Source organism: Microbulbifer sp. ABH2_005 (assembly GCF_056160005.1).
On record NZ_JBSWWI010000001.1, the window covers coordinates 816,376 to 835,392 of the forward strand.

14 protein-coding genes and 1 pseudogene are annotated in these 19,017 nt (G+C 51.4%); 13 read left to right on the forward strand and 2 right to left on the reverse strand.

Annotated elements, in window-relative coordinates; all coding sequences use genetic code 11:
- Window positions 1-170 precede the first annotated feature (170 nt).
- Window positions 171-1,298, forward strand: coding sequence for an N-acetylglucosamine-6-phosphate deacetylase (gene nagA / locus ACXAFI_RS03500; RefSeq protein ID WP_475107699.1), 1,128 nt, complete (start codon window positions 171-173; stop codon window positions 1,296-1,298).
- A 34-nt stretch (window positions 1,299-1,332) separates the two neighbouring features.
- On the opposite strand, the gene ACXAFI_RS03505 is transcribed toward nagA, so the two are convergent.
- Complete coding sequence (locus tag ACXAFI_RS03505) at window positions 1,333-2,406, reverse strand: LacI family DNA-binding transcriptional regulator (protein WP_475107700.1); 1,074 nt, start codon at window positions 2,404-2,406, stop codon at window positions 1,333-1,335.
- A gap of 887 nt (window positions 2,407-3,293) precedes the next feature.
- On the opposite strand from ACXAFI_RS03505, the gene edd reads away from it, so the two are divergent.
- The 9 genes and pseudogenes from edd to ACXAFI_RS03550 all read left to right on the forward strand — a co-directional run.
- Window positions 3,294-5,111 carry a phosphogluconate dehydratase gene (gene edd / locus ACXAFI_RS03510; protein ID WP_475107701.1) on the forward strand — a complete coding sequence of 606 codons (1,818 nt, stop codon included), beginning with the start codon at window positions 3,294-3,296 and terminating at the stop codon, window positions 5,109-5,111.
- Between the two features lie 53 nt (window positions 5,112-5,164).
- The gene (gene zwf / locus ACXAFI_RS03515; RefSeq protein ID WP_475107702.1) at window positions 5,165-6,625 is read left to right on the forward strand and encodes a glucose-6-phosphate dehydrogenase; all 1,461 of its coding nucleotides are present in this window, start codon (window positions 5,165-5,167) and stop codon (window positions 6,623-6,625) included.
- Window positions 6,626-6,684: 59 nt separating this feature from the next.
- Window positions 6,685-7,395, forward strand: coding sequence for a 6-phosphogluconolactonase (gene pgl, locus ACXAFI_RS03520; protein WP_475107703.1), 711 nt, complete (start codon window positions 6,685-6,687; stop codon window positions 7,393-7,395).
- Window positions 7,396-7,416: 21 nt separating this feature from the next.
- Window positions 7,417-8,046: a bifunctional 4-hydroxy-2-oxoglutarate aldolase/2-dehydro-3-deoxy-phosphogluconate aldolase gene (locus ACXAFI_RS03525; protein ID WP_475107704.1), complete on the forward strand. Its 630-nt coding sequence runs from the start codon at window positions 7,417-7,419 to the stop codon at window positions 8,044-8,046.
- A gap of 169 nt (window positions 8,047-8,215) precedes the next feature.
- Entirely contained in the window at window positions 8,216-9,250 is a 1,035-nt protein-coding gene (gene gap, locus ACXAFI_RS03530) for a type I glyceraldehyde-3-phosphate dehydrogenase (RefSeq protein WP_475107705.1), read from the forward strand.
- 159 nt (window positions 9,251-9,409) lie between these two features.
- On the forward strand, window positions 9,410-10,846 hold the full coding sequence (gene pyk / locus ACXAFI_RS03535; RefSeq protein WP_475107706.1) for a pyruvate kinase: 1,437 nt from the start codon (window positions 9,410-9,412) through the stop codon (window positions 10,844-10,846).
- An 853-nt stretch (window positions 10,847-11,699) separates the two neighbouring features.
- Window positions 11,700-16,631 carry an RHS repeat-associated core domain-containing protein gene (locus ACXAFI_RS03540; RefSeq protein WP_475107707.1) on the forward strand — a complete coding sequence of 1,644 codons (4,932 nt, stop codon included), beginning with the start codon at window positions 11,700-11,702 and terminating at the stop codon, window positions 16,629-16,631.
- Window positions 16,628-17,044, forward strand: coding sequence for a hypothetical protein (locus tag ACXAFI_RS03545; protein ID WP_475107708.1), 417 nt, complete (start codon window positions 16,628-16,630; stop codon window positions 17,042-17,044). Before ACXAFI_RS03540 ends, ACXAFI_RS03545 begins: the two co-directional genes overlap by 4 nt.
- A gap of 296 nt (window positions 17,045-17,340) precedes the next feature.
- Window positions 17,341-17,586 (forward strand): annotated as a pseudogene (locus ACXAFI_RS03550) (IS256 family transposase); the annotation flags it as partial.
- 137 nt (window positions 17,587-17,723) lie between these two features.
- On the opposite strand, the gene ACXAFI_RS03555 reads toward ACXAFI_RS03550, so the two are convergent.
- Complete coding sequence (locus ACXAFI_RS03555) at window positions 17,724-17,942, reverse strand: hypothetical protein (protein WP_475107709.1); 219 nt, start codon at window positions 17,940-17,942, stop codon at window positions 17,724-17,726.
- On the opposite strand from ACXAFI_RS03555, the gene ACXAFI_RS03560 reads away from it, so the two are divergent.
- Genes ACXAFI_RS03560 through ACXAFI_RS03570 form a run of 3 tightly spaced genes read left to right on the forward strand, consistent with a single transcriptional unit; the run spans window position 17,910 to window position 18,913 of the window.
- Window positions 17,910-18,140: a hypothetical protein gene (locus ACXAFI_RS03560; protein ID WP_475107710.1), complete on the forward strand. Its 231-nt coding sequence runs from the start codon at window positions 17,910-17,912 to the stop codon at window positions 18,138-18,140. The two genes, ACXAFI_RS03555 and ACXAFI_RS03560, sit on opposite strands and share 33 nt — an antisense overlap.
- Window positions 18,130-18,522: a hypothetical protein gene (locus tag ACXAFI_RS03565; RefSeq protein ID WP_475107711.1), complete on the forward strand. Its 393-nt coding sequence runs from the start codon at window positions 18,130-18,132 to the stop codon at window positions 18,520-18,522. Before ACXAFI_RS03560 ends, ACXAFI_RS03565 begins: the two co-directional genes overlap by 11 nt.
- Window positions 18,512-18,913: a hypothetical protein gene (locus ACXAFI_RS03570; RefSeq protein ID WP_475107712.1), complete on the forward strand. Its 402-nt coding sequence runs from the start codon at window positions 18,512-18,514 to the stop codon at window positions 18,911-18,913. The genes ACXAFI_RS03565 and ACXAFI_RS03570 overlap by 11 nt, the downstream gene beginning before the upstream one ends.
- Window positions 18,914-19,017: the final 104 nt, after the last annotated feature.

Consider the following 19,017-nt stretch of genomic DNA (forward strand, 5'->3'; position numbering starts at 1 on the left):
AAAATACTCAGAGTTACTACTGGGTCAGAAGGAAAGAATACACTGCGCTCAAGACGCGCTGTGAATACATCCCTGTAAGCTCGTAATCGGCATCCATGCCTCATACGGTCCCGAGCGCAGTGTATCCTTTCCTTCCCCCTTATTTAGTAAGTCAGAGTTAAGGAGGGGCTGTGGCTTTTGCCTTGGTCGCAGAAAAACTTTTTGAGGGCGAAAAAATCCTGGAGGATGTGCCCCTAGTTGTGGGCGATGACGGCCGCATTGCTTCCATTGGTGAAGACCCGCAGTCCCCAGCACCCTATCTCCATGGACTGCTGGCACCTGGGCTGGTGGATATACAGGTGAATGGTGGCGGTGGCGTACTGTTTAATCAGGAGCCCACTGTCGAGGGGCTGCGTACCATGGCTGAAGCCCATGCCCGCTATGGCACCACCGCCTTCCTGCCCACCCTGATTACCGACCGCCTCGATGTTATGCAGAATGCCGCAAATGCGGTCAGTTCCGCATTGAGTCAGCAGGTGCCTGGCGTGGTCGGTATCCACTTTGAAGGGCCACACCTGAGTGTGCCCAAGAAGGGTACCCATGAGCAGTCATTTATTCGCCCTCTCAGTAATGAGGAGTGGGAAATTTATGAGCGCGGGGATCTGGGTATCAAGGTGGTTACCCTGGCGCCGGAAACTGTACCTGTGGAGGATATTTACAGGCTGGCCTCGCTGGGGGTGCGGGTTTGCCTGGGGCACTCCAATGCCGATGGCAAAACCGTGCATTCGGCATTGCAGGCCGGCGCTGTGGGTTTTACGCATTTGTACAATGCCATGTCGCCGTTGCACTCCCGCGAGCCCGGTATGGTGGGCTCTGCCTTAATTAGCGATAAGGCCTGGTGCGGCATTATTGCCGATGGCCATCATGTCAGTGCTGAGGCCATTACCCTGGCTCTCAAGGCCAAGCCGCGCGGAAAACTTTTGCTAGTTACGGATGCCATGTCCCTGGTGGGAAGCGATGCGCTAAGTTTCCCGCTATTTGATCGGGTGGTGACCCGAGAGGGGGACAAGCTGACTTCCAGTACCGGTGAGCTCGCCGGTTCGCACCTGGATATGATGGGAGCGGTGCGCAATATCAGCGGTTGGTGCGATTTGGATATTTATGAATCGCTGCGCATGGCGAGCCTCTACCCGTCCCAGTTTCTGGGCTTGCAAAGCGGCAAGATTGCTCCCGGTGCCAGAGCGGATTTTATTCTGCTCGACCGGGATTTGCAGGTACAGAAAACCTGGATAGGGGGGCGCCAGGTTTATGGTGATTAACCCTTTGACTTTTCCTTAATTTCTTAAGGCTGCCTTACACCTGTTGGTTAAAAACTTCTTCCATCGCAGGCCCGCTGGAGTCCCGCACAATTAGAGTGGGAGTAAAGCTGCGACAATTGCTGTCCGTCTTTGCTCTTACTTGCTGTTCTTTTTCCTGGCTTCCCCGGCACTGAATGCGTTCAAGCACCAGTTCTGCTGCGCAGCGGGCAATATCTTCGTTGGGTTGATGGGCGGTGGTGAGTTTGGGCCAGGTTTGGCGTGAAAAGGGGCTGTCTTCGAAGCCGGCGATGGAAAGCTGTTGTGGTACCTCAATATTTAGCATGCGTGCGGCAAACAGTGCTCCTGCGGCCATTTCATCGTTACCGGCAAAAATAGCGGTAGGGGGATTGGCGGAGTGCAGCAAAGCGGTAGCCCCGGCCACACCAGAATCAAAAGAATACTCGCCCTCAATCACCAGTTCTTTTACAAAAGGTAGGCCTGCTTTTTGTAAAGCGTGCTTGTAACCCGTGAGTCGGCTGTGTGTGGATAAATGCTCGGAGCCGCCGCCAAGATAGGCGATTCGCTTGTGGCCCAGCTGCAACAAATGTTGGGTAATGGTGAAGGCGGCTGCCTCGTCATCAATCTCAATACAATTTTCTTCTCCCTGGCTGCAACCCTCCGAGGAAATTATCCGCACGAATTCCACATTTAGGGATTTCAATGTATCGATGACTTCCTGAGTCTCGGAAAAAGGGGGGGTGAGCACCAGCCCGGCAACCCGGCTTTGTTCCACCAGTTTGCGTAACTCTTCGTGAATAGTGTCTCTTTGGCCACTGCCTGGATGAATAAGCAGTTCGTAACCCTGTTCGCGACAGGCTTCGAGAATGCCGTTTTGCATGTCGATCACGTAGTAGGCATTGGGGTTGTCATAAATAAAGGCGATGGAATAGGTGTGCGTGCCGGCCAAGTTGCGCGCCGCCAAATTGGGGCGGTAATTGAGTGCCTCTACCGCCCGCATAACCCGCTCGCGGGTACTGGGTCGCACAGAGGGTTCATTGTTGATGACCCGCGAAACAGTCTTGATCGATACGCCTGCGCGTTCGGCCACATCGTTAATGGTGACTTTCATCGGCACCGTTTCCTCTTGCAAAACCCGTCGTGGGGAGGCGCAGGCCTCCTGTTCATCGCTCTCTCTGTTACTTCAGCCACCCGAAACAATGGAGAGTGCCCGGTGTAGACAGTTTGGCAGCTGTTCACAATCTCGGCTGGCGGCGGATTCTAACAACAATTGAATATGGCACAGGGGCAGTGCAAAGGGGCTTTACATTCTTTTATTGGAAAGGCAGGCCGGGTGGGCGCTGCTGGCGAGTGATGAAGGCTTATCACTCATTCATCTTTTTGTAATTTTCTTACATTTTTGCCTTTTGGCACCAAAAAATTATTCCTGTATTACTCGGTCTTATGGCGCTTGATTTTCTATATTGAGACAATTAGCGCTAATTTTGGGTATCCAGCAGTTTCCAGCTGGATAATCGTATTGCTCACCAGAGGCCCCTTGATCTTTTTTGTAGTTTTACTACATAATGCGCTCCATCAGCTTGCCGGACATTACTGCTGTACTTCTCATAGATCCTGAAGTCTCTACTCCACCAGGAAGGGGGAGGTTTAGCTCTTGTCGACCCACTAGTATCTGGTGGGCTTGGAGGGCAGCGGCAAAAATTGGTTCTGGCAAGAAAGTGCGTACTTAGAGCTTCAAATAGGCTTTAACTGTGCTCTTTTATTTCTTCTTGAAGCAGGAACGCAATTTCTTCACAAGATGGGTAATGGAGTTCTCCGGTTTCTCCATCTTCAGTCGGGTGATAGGGCGCGGGCCGCACTACAACCCAGTCAAGCGGCGGGACTTTTTGCCGCAGGCCCTTTCAGGGAAGAAAGATCACTGGTGGCTATTTGGTCATCGCAATATGGCATCGGTGCCGGTCTCAGGCTGCACCGCAGCAGAATTAATACGGAAGAGTCATGGTTCACAGCAAGGTTCAGGCGGTTACCGAGCGCATTATCCAGCGCAGTGAGGAAACTCGCGCTCAGTACTTGGCCCAGGTGGAAAAAGCGCATATTGAAGGGCGTGCCACTGAGCACTTGTCCTGCGGTAACCTGGCCCATGCCATTGCAGCCTCTCCAGAAAAGGACAAGCAACTTATTGCTTCCGGGCGCGGCCCCAACCTGGGGATTGTCACCGCTTATAACGACATGCTTTCCGCGCACCAACCCTACGGCACCTACCCACCACGCCTGAAAGAGGCGGCGGCGCGCCACGGCGCCACTGCACAGGTGGCCGGCGGAGTGCCGGCGATGTGCGATGGGGTGACCCAGGGGCGCCCGGGTATGGAGTTGAGCCTCTTTTCCCGCGATGTAATCGCCATGTCCACCGCCATAGCACTTTCCCACGATGTCTTTGAAGGCGCTATGTTCCTCGGTATCTGCGACAAGATTGTGCCGGGACTGGTCATCGGTGCCCTCGCTTTTGGGCACCTGCCCTCAATCTTTATTCCGGCGGGTCCAATGCCCACTGGGCTTTCCAATGCGGAAAAAGTGCGGGTTCGCCAGCTCTATGCCGAGGGCAAGGTAGGCCGTGCAGAGTTGTTGGAGGCGGAGAGCGCTTCTTATCACAGTGCCGGTACCTGCACTTTCTACGGCACCGCCAACAGCAACCAGATGCTGGTGGAAATTATGGGCCTGCAGCTGCCGGGCAGTTCTTTTGTGAATCCCGGTACTGGCCTGCGCGATGCATTGAACGAAGCGGCTGTGGCCCAACTGGCCAAAATTACCGAACCCAGCCATCACACGCCCATCGCAAAAATTCTCACAGAAAAAGCCTTTGTTAACGGCATTGTGGGGCTGCTCTCCACGGGCGGCTCCACTAACCATACGTTGCATTTAATCGCGATGGCGCGTGCCGCCGGAATTCAGATTACCTGGCAGGATATGGCGGACCTCTCCGAAGTCGTGCCTCTGTTGTGCCATGTCTACCCGAACGGCACGGCTGATATCAATCACTTTGCAGCCGCTGGTGGTATGCAGTTCCTGATTAGTGAGCTACTTGCTGCAGGCCTGCTACACGGCGATGTACACACAGTAATGGGCGATTCCGGCCTGGAGCCCTACTGCCAGGACCCCTTCCTTAATGAGGCCGGTGATGGTGTGGTTTGGCGTCCAACAGCGCAAGAGAGTGCCGACACCACGGTGATTCGCCCGGTGAGTGAACCCTTCTCCCATCACGGCGGTTTGCAGTTACTGGAGGGCAATCTCGGCCGCAGTGTCATTAAGGTTTCTGCGATTAAACCACAGCACCTCAAGGTGAAGGCGCCGGCGATTGTGCTGCACAACCAGGATGAACTGCTGGAGCGATTTAAGGCCGGCGAGTTGGAGCGGGATTTTGTTGCCGTAGTGCGCTTTCAAGGGCCGCAAGCCAATGGCATGCCGGAGCTACATAAGCTGACCCCAACCCTGGGGGTGTTACAGGATCGCGGTTTCAAAGTGGCCCTGGTCACTGACGGGCGTATGTCCGGTGCATCCGGCAAGGTGCCGGCGGCAATCCATATGTCTCCGGAAGCAGTCGAAGGTGGTCCGATCGCCAAAGTACGCGATGGTGACTTGGTGGAACTGGATGCTGAGGCCGGGGTGTTGCGTGTCCTGGTGGATGAAGCGGAATTTAATGCGCGCGAACTTGCGCAGTGCGATTTGTCGGGCAGTACCCGTGGAATGGGGCGCGAGCTATTCGCCAATATGCGCGCTATTGCCAGTGGTGCCGAGAGCGGCGCCAGTATTCTTTATTAAAGTGTGCCGCCCATAGATAGCGGTGCAAGAGAAACGATTTCAGAGCAAATTTTATGTCTAACCCATTTGATATGGTGTTGTTTGGTGGCGGTGGTGATCTTGCCCTGCGCAAGCTGATTCCGGCACTGTATCGTGCTTACCGGGAGGGCAGCTTGGCAGAGGGCTGCCGCATTCTCCCCGTTTGTCGCCGCCAGGAAGACGCTGATCAATATTTAAATGTGGCCCTTCAGTCCCTGCAGCAATATTTGCGCGATGGTGAGTATTGTAATTCTATCTGGACAGGTTTCAGTCAGTTACTACGCCCAGTGGCCCTGGATATTTCTATACCCGACCAGCAGTGGACGCATTTGTCAGATATCCTCGAATCAGACCCGGACCGAGTGCGAATTTTTTATTTGGCCATTCCCCCGGGCGTCTTTGGCCCCTGCTGTGAAAACCTCTCAGCTAAAGGATTAATTAGCAAAAATTCCCGGGTAGTAGTGGAAAAACCTCTTGGTTATAACGCGCAGACTGCTGAAGAAATCAATAGCAAGATGGCGAGCTATTTCCCAGAGAGTAGTATTTTTCGTATCGATCACTACCTGGGCAAGGAAACCGTTCAAAACCTACTGGCTCTGCGTTTTAGTAATGTTTTGTTCGAGCATCTTTGGGATGCAAAAACCATCGATCATATTCAGATCAGTATTTCTGAAACTGTCGGCCTGGAAGGCCGCGCCGGGTTTTACGATGAAACCGGTGCGCTGCGGGATATGGTGCAAAACCACCTTTTGCAGTTGCTGTGTCTGATCGCTATGGAGTCCCCCAACTCCATGACGGCGAAAAATATTCGCGCAGAAAAAATCAAGGTGCTGGAAGCGCTGCGTCCACTGAAAGGTGATTTGGTGAATGAGAACGTGGTGCGCGGCCAGTATATGGCCGGAGAAATCGATGGGCAAAAGGTGCCCGGTTACCTGGATGATTTAGCCGATGGTGCCAGCGCCACTGAAACCTTTGTAGCACTGCGAGCGCATATTGACAGTTGGCGCTGGGCGGGAGTGCCGTTTTTCCTGCGTACCGGCAAGCGAATGGAAAAACGCTGTGCAGAAATTGTGGTGCAGTATAAAAAAGTTTCTCACCACGTCTATAACGAAAGCGCGGGAAATGTAACTCCCAATCGCCTGGTTATCCGCCTGCAGCCGGAAGAGAGTATCAAACTGATTCTGATGGCAAAAAAAATGGATAGCCTCACTACAGAGCTGCAACCGGCGGAGTTGAACTTAACCCTGTCCGACACTTATGACAGTTTTCGCAGTGATGCCTATAAGCGGTTAATGCTGGATGCCGCCGCCAATAATTCGGCCCTATTTATTCACCGCGATGAAGTGGCGGCGGCCTGGGCCTGGGTAGACCCGATTATTGAACACTGGCGTGAAACCAACAATCAGCCCAAGCCCTATCCTGCGGGCAGCTGGGGACCAGAGGAGGCCAATGAATTACTGGCCCGCAGTGGTCGTCACTGGTTTAACGCCAAGTAACGAATCTGTGGATTACCCGGCTTTTTTTCGGTGATCCACAATGATGAATGGAAATATTCATGGCAGAAGAAAAATTTTTTACTGATCGCGAGCGCCTGGTGCAGGCGTTGGTCCACGATTGTGCCTGCGAGCTGCAAAAAGGCATTAAAGAGTCTGGCCAAGCTACCTTTCTGGTATCGGGAGGCAGCACCCCGGAACCGGTTTATCGTGAACTTTCCAAGCGCCCATTGCCCTGGTCAAAAATTACCGCCGCGCTGGTAGATGAGCGCTGGGTAGATAAAACCCATAGCGGTAGCAATCAGGCCTTTATTGAAAACAGCCTGATACAGAATGATGCCGCTAAGGCCACCTTGCTGGGTATGAAAAATCCGCATAGCAGTGCCGCAGAGGGTGAAGCTGACTGTGAACGTGCTTATGGCGAGCTGCTGCGCCCCTTCGATGTGTGCATCCTAGGAATGGGCAATGATGGTCACACAGCTTCTTTATTTCCCCGTGCACAGGGCCTTGCTGAAGCACTTAACCCGGACTCCGATAAATTGTGTAGCGCAATCACCGCGCAGCAGAGTGCAGTGACTGGTGCCAATACCGAGCGTATGACGCTAACCCTAAACGCTATTTTGCAGGCAAAAAACATCAAGCTGCTGATTACCGGTGAGGAAAAACTCAAGGTTTATCGTGAAGCTCTGCTCGGTAGTGATGAGCTGGAGATGCCGGTGCGCAGTATTCTCAAGCAGGGGCTGAAACCGGTCACTGTGTATTGGGCGCCTTAACGAACGATTTGGAATTGATTGATGCAGAAAAATATCGCCAACATTTTGCAGCCTGCTGGCGTTGTCCCAGTGTTGGTTATCGAACAGGCTGAGGATGCGCTGCCCCTGGCGGAGGCCTTGCTTAAAGGCGGCTTGAATGTTCTGGAGGTTACGCTGCGTACAGAAGCAGCACTGGCCGCGGTGGAGCAGATTGCCAAACACCTGCCCGAGGCACATGTGGGCACTGGCACAGTATTAAATAGCGATGACCTACGTCGCTCTGTCGATGCCGGAGCGGGCTTTATGGTAAGTCCCGGCGCTACAGAAAAATTACTGGCAGCCGCCGACGAAAGCGATGTGCCTCTATTGCCCGGCGCCGCTAGTGCTTCAGAAGTAATGCGCCTTTACGAGCGCGGTTACCGCTTCCAGAAGTTTTTCCCTGCCCAGGCTGCCGGTGGTGTGCCCATGTTGAAATCCCTTGCCGGCCCATTGGCGGAAGTGCGTTTTTGTCCAACAGGCGGAGTGAGCCCCAATAATGCTGCGGATTACCTGGCCCTTAATAACGTGGTTTGTGTGGGCGGTTCCTGGATGGCCTCCAGCGCTCTGGTGCGAGAGAAAAACTGGGCCGAGATCACCCGACTGTCGCAGCAGGCTACGGCATTGAAATCTTAATTCGGTACCTGCGCTGAGTGCCGACCACAGTATTAATCCGGTGGCACTTCAACGACTGATACAGGGGCGCTCTATCTCCAGCCAAATCGTCATAAAAGTTCGCTAGGCTGCATTCGTCAATGGATGCAACAGGGGAAAACCAGAAGCTAATAAGAAAGGTTAAAGCCAGATGAAAATTAAAGTCGCCATCAATGGTTACGGCCGTATCGGCCGCAACGTCACCCGTGCCATTTACGAGTCTGGCTATAGCGATCGTATCCAGCTGGTTGCGATTAATGATCTGGCTCCAGTTGCCTCCAATGCGCATCTAACTCGTTTCGATACTATTCACGGCCGCTTTGCCACCGAAGTTAAAGTGGATGGCGATGCACTGATTATTGGCGGGGATCGAGTACAGGTCTGTCAGGAGCGCGATCCGGCTAAGCTGCCCTGGAAAAAACTGGGAGTGGATCTGGTGCTGGAATGTACCGGCCGCTTTACCGATAAGTCTTCTGCTTCAGCACATATCGAAGCCGGTGCTGCCGCAGTGCTGATTTCCGCCCCCTCACAAGATGCGGATCTCACCGTGGTTTACGGCGTAAATGATAGCAACCTGACGGCGGATCACCGCGTGGTTTCCAACGCTTCCTGCACCACCAATTGCCTTGCGCCTGTGGCACAGGCCCTGCATCGCGAGCTGGGTATTGAACGCGGCTTTATGACCACGGTGCATGCCTATACCAACGATCAAAATACCCAGGATGCGGTGCATGCGGATATTTATCGGGCGCGTGCCGCGGCCGATAATATGATCCCCACCAAGACCGGTGCGGCGGCAGCCGTAGGCTTGGTGCTTCCGGAATTAAAAGGCCGCTTGGATGGAATGGCGGTACGGGTGCCGGTAAGTAATGTCTCCCTGGTGGACTGCCAGTTTATCGCGGGCCGCGATACTACGGTTGAAGAGGTAAACCGTATTATGCAAAGCGCCGCAGAGCTTAGCGGCGGCGTTCTCAGCTATTGTGACCAGCCTCTGGTATCCGTGGATTTTAATCACACCACCGCTTCCAGCCACTTCGATGCCAATCACACGCGAGTGAACGGCAACCTGGTGAAGGTGATGGCCTGGTATGACAACGAGTGGGGTTTCTCTCACCGTATGCTGGATACCAGCCTGGCCATGGCGGCGGCCCTGCAGCTTGATATGCCGGTGGCGGAATCTGCCTGAACATACACTTGTCATGGGTTGGTTGGCCCGGCATCGGAAAATTGCTGTGGGAAAACCTGTGAGTTCGTCTTGTACACTAGCGGGCAGGCTAAATTCACTTTATGCAGAACTTAGCCGGCCACAGAAATTCTTTTTCCTTCAAACATCTGATGGGACCATATGATTCGCCATACAAAAATTGTCGCCACCCTGGGGCCCGGCACCGATAAGCCGCGAGTGATCGATGAAATGATTCGTGCCGGCGTCAATGTTGTGCGCTTAAACTTTTCCCACGGTACCGCCGATGACCATCGTCGCCGGGTGCGGGAAGTGCGCGATGCCGCTGAAGCACAGGGGAAAACAGTCGGAGTATTGGGCGATTTGCAGGGGCCCAAAATTCGTATTGCCCGCTTTGCCACAGGCAGTGTGACGCTTGAGAACAATGACGAATTCACCCTGGACCTCGACTGCCCTGCAGAAGGTGGCGATGAGCATCGTGTAGGGGTCGATTATCCCAGCCTGATCAGTGATTGCCATTCCGGCAATATTCTTCTGCTCGATGATGGCAAGATTCGCCTAGAGGTAACCGGCACCACCGCGAGCAAGTTGTTTTGCCGTGTGTTGCAGGGCGGCAAGCTTTCCAACAACAAGGGTATTAACTTACTCGGCGGTGGCTTGTCCGCGCCGGCTCTGACGGAAAAGGATTATCGGGATATCGAACTGGCTGCGGAATTGGAAGTGGATTTCCTCGCGGTGAGTTTCCCCCGCTGCGCCGAGGATCTTGAGACTGCGCGCAAAGCCATGCAGGCCGCTGGTAGTGAGGCCGCCATTGTGGCCAAGATTGAACGGGCTGAGGCTGTTGCCAACGATGCGCAGATGGATGCCCTGATTCTCGCCTCCGATGCGATTATGGTGGCCCGCGGTGATCTGGGGGTGGAGATTGGCGATCCGGCTCTGGTGGGAGTACAGAAAAAACTGATCCACCGTGCCAATGTGCTTAATCGCGGTGTAATCACTGCGACGCAAATGATGGAGTCCATGATCACCAGCCCGACCCCCACCCGTGCGGAAGTGATGGACGTGGCCAATGCTGTATTGGATGGCACCGATGCGGTGATGCTCTCCGCCGAAACCGCAGCTGGCGATTACCCGGTATCTGCGGTGGAATCCATGAGCGAGGTGATTGTGGGGGCAGAGCAGTATCTGGGCAGTGTGCCTTATGCACCGGAGGAGCATGGCGCTTCGGACCGTATCGATACGGTGATTGCCCAGGCCGCGATTGATGTGGCCTCCCGTGTAGAGAATCTCTGCGCGGTGGCCGCCTTGACCGAGTCCGGCCGTACTCCGCGTATGATGTCCCGCGCCAATACCCGCCTACCGATTTATGCCATGACAAGGCACCCCAATGTTGCACGCCAGCTGGTACTTTTGCGTGGAGTAGAGCCCATCAGCTATGACCCATCCACAGTACCACTCGGGCATCTCACAGAATCTATTATTGAAGTGCTGGGCTCGCGTATCGACCTGCAAAAAGGTCAGCGCGTGCTGATCACCCAAGGTGAGCGCCTCAATGTGGGTGGACATACCAATTCGATGCGCATTAAAGAGATCGAATAAATTCTTAGGTGTAAGCCATTACTTACTTTGGGGCATCCGAAAATAGTAATGGCTTTTGGCCTATAAAAAGATTATCAATTAGTTTTTCTGCATATTTTTAGCTGCCATTAGACCCACCTGCTGCTAAACCTCATCTTTATTTTTCACACCTTCCTGAGAGCATATTGTGATGCTGTTCACAATCTTTTTTGTCTTTAAATGCCCCTATAGCTCCAATTATCACTTGCTACTTTAAGTGATGAGGAAAACTGCAGAATCCGGTGCTCTTTTAATTTGGATTGGCATTATTTGAATTGAAATTGATTGGTTTAATTCGAATTTGATTTTTCTTTTAGAGCTTTGTAATAAATTATCTGCTGTTTGGGTGTCTGAGTATTAACTTGATACTCTCAATTCAAAATAATTTTATTATTTTGTTGATCTTCATTTTAATCCCTGCTGTCGTACTCGTGTAATGCCGTTTATCTACCCCCCTTCATCTATTTGCGGTAATCTGCCCGGATAGGTCGCAATTTCAGGTATCCCTTACCGGTAGCTTTGGCCTCATCCCATCCAGGTACCGGTGAATTGGAACTATTGACAAGTAGTTTTCCATAAACTTTCGGGGTAATGAGATTCACTATTTTAGATTTCACAAATTGTGAATACCCTAATCCAACAAAATTTGACGCACTACAGCGGGCAGTAATCAGTTTGCTGTGTGTAAATTGAACAATTTTGGGTTGGGACGGTACCAGGCCCCGGGGGCTGGGTTGTTGATAGATGAGAAGATAAGTCGGGATGATTTATTGGATCTGGCAAAGATAACAAGAAGCTGGCGCAAAGCGGGCTTACGGCGTTTGAAGGATTATCCATGCAGCTAAGTGTCGAGAACAGGCAAGGCATTCGTTATATGGTGAGAGTTGGCTGGGCGTACCAGATGGGTATCCCCATGCAGGTTGATGCCACCCAACTGCTCTCCATGTTTGAGGACGTTGCCATTCAGGAAATCTATGAACACTTTTTCGGCCTGAATGGTATTTCCTGCAATACGCTGAGTGTCAGTATTCAGTCCAGCCAAGCCGGAACGGTTTATCTTGGGCCCCTGAGTGAAGCGCCGGGGCACCTAAGCAGCCGGGAAAAAGAAATCTACCTGGCCCTGGTGCAAAACCGCCTGATTATTGAAGAAGCCCCATTTGCTGCCACCGCATTGGCCGATAAGCAGGCTGAGTTGCTGAGTAAAATCCGCTTAGGGCTTCAGCAGATTATCGCCCAGGAGAGAGCGGAGGCCGCGCTGATTCAGCAGCGCCATGAACAGCGCTCGGATCTTGAGAAGGTGGGTGCCTATATTGATCGCGGCGCTACCGGCCTGGGCAACGCTGCCTGGGGTTTGGTAGTTTGGAGTAAGGATGTACTCGAGGTAGCGGCGCTGGTTAATCCTATACGTCAGTCCTTTGAGCAAAATAAAGCCATTGTCAATTACCTGCTCAATGATAAAAGCTTGGTAGAGTCCCAGCGGGAATATTTATCCGCGGTCCAGCGGGAAGCCGTGGATGTGCTCGGCTTCGACCCTACCAAAATCACCAAGCAGCAATTTGATCTGGCTGTTGAGGTGGCTGAGCTGATATATGAAGATCCAGCCCTGCGCGATACCTTCATCCGCTTTGCCAAAGATTACGCGAGTGCCCAACATAGCTTGGAAATCACCGAAATAGCGGGCGGTGGTGCCTTTGAGATTATTCTCACTATCGTGTTAGCGGCGGCTACTGGTGGCATTGGTGCGGTAGCCGCTATGGCCAAAAATACACGCCTGCTGAAAGCCTTTGGCGGCATCGGCGATCTGATGATGGATTTTGCCAAGCTGAAAAAACAGCACAACCTGCTCTCCAAAAAACGCGGCGGTAATGCTAAGGGCAATGGTGCCAGCTTCTCTGACCTGAGTTCCTCTGAAGCTGCGGTACCAACTTCGTCCGGCGGCCCCTCGTCGAGTAATTCTTCCTCCAGTAGCTCTACTTCTAGCAATAGCTCCTCCAGTAATTCCAGTAATGGCAATCAAAGCAGCCAGGGTAGTGGTTCAGGCTCCAATGCCGATGGTGGGAGCCAGGCCAACGGCAGTTCCACTTCCAATGAGCCGGATAGTGCCAATAGTGAAACCGGCGAGACTCCTGATGGTAAAAAGGCTCAGTGTGCTAAGAACTCTCACCATGGTGGTGATCCGGTTAATTTAAAAACTGGTGAGGAGTTCCTCTCGCTTGTAGATACGGTATTGGACGGCCCACTGCCTCTTACCTTAGCGCGCACCTACCGCAGCAGTAACCCCAAGGACTTCGGCCTGGGACACGGCTGGACCCATACCCTGGGTGAAAAACTGCTTTGGCGGCCTGGTAAAGCGGTGCAGCTCCACGACGCCGAGGGCCGAGTGATTAACTTGCCGGCACCGGGTGACAGTGGCCGCAGCCACAATGTGGTGGAGCAGTTAACGCTTACTCGCGTTAATGATGAACATTGGATAGTGACCCCCTACGGCGCCCCCAATGGAGTGCAGAAGCATTTTAAAGCTATCGGGGATAAGGGGACTCTTAAGCTCGCAGAAATTCGCGATGGCTACGGCAACTTCTACCTGTTCCACTATATCGATGAGCGTTTAATCTGCATTGAGAGCAGTCTAGGTGAAGCCCTGCATATCAGCCCACCAGAAGGGCAGGCTAACAGTCTGCGTATTGGTGAACTGAAAAAAGAAACCCGCGATGGCCGCATTAAAGTACTCGCCAACTATGAGTACAGTGATGAAGGTGACCTGATCAAAGCCACAGATGCCGATGGCCACAGCGAGCAGTATCAGTACCACCAGCATGTTATTAAGCAGCGTACCCTAAAAACCGGCTACCGCTTCCACTTCGAATGGGATGCCGAAGGTCCCTCGGCCCGCTGTGTACGCCAGTGGGGCGATCCTATCGATGGGCAGGCCACATACAACTACCAGTTTGATTGGGATGATGATGGCAAGGGTGTCACCGTAACTGATACCCGCGGCGGTAAAGAGCGTTATCGCTTCAATGATCGCGCCCTGCCCATTTATCACCGCGACCCGGAAGGTGCCGAGACCCTTTACAGTTACAACGACCTGGGCCAGATCACTAAGGTACAGCTGCCATGCGACGATGGCAGTTTGCGCGAAGAGATTTATCAATACGACGATCAAGGCCGCCTGATACAAAAAACCGATGCCGCCGGCAATAAGCGCCGCATTGAATACAATAGCGAAGGTCTGCCCGCAAAAGTTACTGACCCTGCAGGCAATAAGTGGCAACGCGAGTACAACAAAAAAGGTCAGATCGTTGCCACTAAAGATCCTCTCGGCAACACTACCCAATACGGTTATAACCCCGTTGGTCTGATCGGCAGCGTTACCGACCCATTGGGAAATACCACCCGCTACTTGTGGAACCCCGAGGGTAAACTGGCCGCAGTTAAAGACCCCATGGGCCGTGCCCAGCACTACCGCTACGACAATGCTCGCCGCCTGGAAGAAGTGCAGCATGCCCCCGGCCAAGTCACTCGCTACGAATACGATGCCCAGGATCGCATCCATGCGGTAATTACCCCAGATGGCGCCCGCACCCAATACAGTTACAACCCCCAGGGGTTACTGGCCGAAGTTACCGACTCCGAAGGTCGCAGTACCAGCTACGCCTACGATGGCCTCAGTCAGGTTAAGACCCGCACTAATCAGGACGGTAGCCGCCTGGAATATCACTATGACGGTGAGCGCAACTTAGTCGGCCTCACCAATGAAAATGGAGAGCGCTACCAGCTTAAATACGATCTCAATGAGCGCTTGATTGAAGAAGTCGGCTTCGACGGCCGCGTGACCCGCTATGCCTATAATCGCGCTGGCCACTTAATCAGCTCCAGAGCCGTAACCGACACTGATACTGGTAAGGGTATCGACACCATCTTCGAGCGCGACCCCTTCGGCCGCCTGTTAGAAGAAGTCACTCCAGACGGCATTACCAACTTCCGCTACAACCACAGCGGTCAGCTAATCGAAGCGGAAAATGCCCACCGTAAATTGCGTTGGGAGTACGACGCCAATGGGCGTGTTGTGGCCGACTGGCAAGGAAAAGACAAACTGAGTCACCAATACGATGCTGTCGGTAATCGTATTGCCACAACATTACCCGATGGTGAAGTACTGAACTTCGCTTTCAACCCCGCCGGCCAATTCCAAAGCCTGCACCGCCGCCCACTGGGCAGCGATTCCGATCAGCTGATCACTAGCATCAGTCACGATGAGCAGGGCAGGGAAAGCCAGCGTCAGCACGGCAATGGGCTGGAAAGCCAGAGAGACTACGATCCTCAGGGCCGCCTACAAAAGCTGCGCCTGGGCAAGGCCAATGGTCCGGTATCAGATCCAGCTCAGCCAAATTCCATCCTGGAGCGTGGCTACCAGTACAACAAAGCCGGCCAGATCGCGCAAATTGAGGACAGCCTGCGCGGCACCCGCAGCTACCATTACGACGCCCTCAATCGTCTCACTCAGGTAGACGGCCCCAACCCCGAATACTTTGTGCATGACCCCGCACATAATATTCTTGCTGCCGCGAACTCGAAAGACGAAGCTAAACAACAGGCCAGTGCCACCCAGGTCAAAGGCAACCGCCTCGCTTTTCGTGGTGATACCCACTACCGCTACGATATTCATGGCAACCGCATCGCCGAACTGCGCGGTAAAGGGCAAAAACTGCAAACCCGCTACCACTACAACCACCGCCAACAGCTGGCCCGTATAGAAAAGCTTAAGGTAGAAAACGGCACAGAACAGTTCCAGCAGGTGATCCACTACCAATACGACCCCTTGGGCCGCCGTATTGGTAAAGCGAATGAAAGCGAACAAACCGATTTTCTCTGGGATGGCGATGTCCTCCTGCAGGAAAACAAAAGTGATGCCCAAGCCAAGCAGGATCTCAATACCCGTACCTACTACTTTGAGCCGGGCACATTTAAACCTGTTGGATTAAAAGAAAACAAACAAGATAAAGAGGAGGTTTATCACTACCATCTGGATCACCTGGGAACTCCAGATACCCTCACTAATCAGGATGGTGAAGTGGTATGGAGTGTTGCCTACAAGAGTTATGGCAATATTGCTCTGGCCCATGAAAATCAGATAGAGCAACCGATTCGTTTCCAGGGGCAGTACTTTGATGAAGAGACTGGCCTGCACTACAACCGGTTTAGGTATTACGATCCGCAGGTTGGGGAGTTTACTCAGCAGGACCCGATAGGGCTTTTAGGGGGGGATAATAATTATAGGTATGTACCTAACCCGATTAAATGGATTGATCCCTTTGGGCTTGCTTGTGAAGAGAATCGAACGGTATTTGCTGGGCATGGTAGTGTGAATGAAAAAAAACAACTAGTCATTCCTGAAGGGACTACACTTATCGTATATAGTAAAAACGGGGCTACAATAACAGATGATTTAGGTGTTGCAATTGAGAATAACCTTCCTCTGAATGATGCTTATAAAAAGGTATATGGCCCCGGTGATAAAGTCCCAGAGTTTACTTTATACCCCTCTCATGGAGAGCTAACTATATCTTCCTCATCTGTTACGGTTGATAGTCCAATCACATTAGATAAATTACTTAGAGAAAATATGGGGGAATGTCACTGGGCAGCATGTACATATGATTCAAGTTCGCCAAATTCGAACCTCATTTATCACACGGATGGAGTTTACAAGGAAACTGCAGACGGTTTTTATAAAAGCTCTGGTAATGATTGGATTAAAGTTGAATGATGAATAAAAGATCTCCGGGGGGTGTGACAGTGCACCCAGAGTATTTTATTGAGATAAAACCTTTTCAAGGAGGGATGTATTTTTCTGGTAGTGAAGAACTTAAGAAATTTGAGTTGTTGCGAAATATGCTATTTCTTATTGAAAATGGGCGTAAAGCAAATATAAGAAGGCATATTGCAAGTTTACGCTTGCCTAATGGCGAAGAGGAGGCCTGTTTTCTGGATATTGATATAGAAGGTCAAAGATTTCACCAGGGTATAGGTAGGTGTGACATATTGGTTGATAATAACTGCGGTGATAATTATTACTTTGACTCAAGTGTAATTTTTGCGGTAGCAAAGTATGGTTATAAGCCTCCGCCTGGATTTGTGGATGCAATATCTGAGGAAGTAGAAAGGATTGGCGGAGGTTGAATTGCACTGGTATTTTGGGTTCAGGGACGGAATGATGAGTTTTTGCTGTGATCTGAAGGTTTATTGGCGCTATTTGGTTTCTGATAAATTGAAGAAATGAGGTCAGAGTATTATTTTGGCGTTTAATTAATCCTGTAATCAGGTTTCAGATTGCTGGCTAAGATTACGATGATCCATACGGTAATTACCCGAGACGGTGTCCGCGCTCAATACAGCTACAACTCCCAAGGGCTACTGGCTGGTAGTGTTCAGAATTCTGTGTCATTTCTTTACTATTAACAAAAAAGAGATGACCCATGACCAAACCTGCTTTCGATATGGATGCCGCGGTCAAAGCCTTGGCTGAGGGTAAAGACCTTGGCGGCAAAGATGGCATCCTCACCCCTCTGATCAAACAACTCACTGAAGCTGCCATGAAAGCGGAGCTGGAGGAGCACCTCGCCAGCAAGGATAAGCCCAACCGCAAGAATGGCACCACCTCAAAAACCATAAAAAGCCCCGCTGGCAGCTTCGAGCTGCAGACACTGAAAAATAATGGGGGCAGAGTAAATTATTGACGTTTAATTAACTTTTAATCGGGTTTCTGATCACTGGCTACGAATACGATGCTCAGGATTACGTCCATGCGGTAATCACCCCAGATGGTGCCCGCACCCAATACAGCTACAACACTCAGGGGTTACTGGCCGAAGTTACCGACTCCGAAGGTCGCAGTACTTGTTACGCCTACGACGGCCTCAGTCAGGTTAAGACGCGTATCAACCAGGTCGGCAGCCACCTGGAGTGCCACTACTACGGAGAGCGCTACCAGCTTAAATACGATCTCAATGAGCGCCTGATTGAAGAAGTCGGCTTCGATGGCCGCGTGACCCGCTATGCCTATAATCGCGCTGGCCACTTAATCAGCTCCAGAGCCGTAACCGACACTGATACTGGTAAGGGTATCGACACCATCTTCGAGCGCGACCCCTTCGGCCGCCTTTTAGAAGAAGTCACTCCAGACGGCATTACCAACTTCCGCTACAGCCGCAGTGGGCAATTAATTGAGGCGGAAAATGCCCACCGTAAATTGCGTTGGGAGTACGATGCCAAATGAAATTTTAGCTGGTTTATCTATGGAGAATTATACTGGGCCTAAAGATTTATTTAATGGTTTGAAGGGATCGCCAGGATATATTCATTCTGGTACTTTGGCTGAAATATCTGCAAGAAATCCAGATTTTGCGACATTATCTACTCCAATTACAAGAGAGCAGGCTGATAAGGCACTTGAGAAAATTTATGAATATGCGGATAAAACAGAGTCAGGAGAATTTAAATATAATCTACTTAATCGACAGTGTGCAATTTTTGCTTGTGAGGTTAGTGAGGCTGCAGGAGTGACTCCTCCTGATGCAGGTAAGATAGTTCGTAGGCCGAAAAAACTACACTCCTCAATTAAAAAGCTAGTTAGTTCAAGTGAGAAGAATGATGGATAAAGCTTATGGATCTGACTTTCATGTTGAAATTTATTCTGAAGGCTGTTTGTGGTTGAAAAAGCCTACAGATGTTAATGAGGTTGTGTGCACAATAAGTAGCAAAGAAATTCAGTTGTCAGGGGGGAAGGGAGTGCTTCCAATGAAAAATATAAGGAAAATCCTTGCCAAAGAACGACCGGGTGGGAAGGCTGAATTTCGAGTTTATATGAAGGAAAATAAAACCTGGAATGAAAATATGAAAAAAAAACATCCTGTTCGATGGCGGCTAGGTTTGATAACTAAAAGTAAACCTAAAGAAATTATGCTTGGGGTGGCTAAAGCTGTAAAAGATAAAGGTATTTTAATTGATTTTTTTCGTGAGGCTGGTATTTGTGTCGAGTCAGTTTCATAATTTTTCTTATTATGATCAGTATTCGGGCAGTATTTAGAATAAATGGGGTCAGAGTAAACTATTGTCGTTTAATTAACCTTTAAGCAGTTTTCTGATCACTGGCT